This is a genomic window from Pseudomonas sp. SIMBA_067 (genome assembly GCF_046534675.1).
GTDB lineage: Bacteria > Pseudomonadota > Gammaproteobacteria > Pseudomonadales > Pseudomonadaceae > Aquipseudomonas > Aquipseudomonas putida.
Window position 1 is genome coordinate 1 of record NZ_JAWRYH010001023.1, and the last position, 248, is coordinate 248.

Consider the following 248-nt stretch of genomic DNA (forward strand, 5'->3'; position numbering starts at 1 on the left):
CTTGTTCTTGCAGTGCACGCGAATGTCCTGGCGGTCGGTGGAATCCCGAGCGGTGTATTTGTCCAGGCGAGCCAGGGTGAACTTCAGATCGTGCAGTTCTTCAGAGGTGAGCATGGCGCCATGGAACATGGTCGGCAACAGGCGGCCATCGTTGTACTTGAGCAACGGCACATCCGGCATCATCGAACCGTACTTGAGCACGGTGTTGGAGACCTTGACCTTTGCCGCCAGGCCCATCTTCGCGTACT

Annotated in this window: 1 protein-coding gene; it reads right to left on the bottom strand. The window is 57.7% G+C overall.

Translation table 11 applies throughout. The features are described 5' to 3' along the window. Positions 1-248, bottom strand: a 248-nt coding sequence (locus tag SB765_RS32315) for an OprD family outer membrane porin (protein ID WP_410932853.1), incomplete at both ends; no start/stop codon positions are given.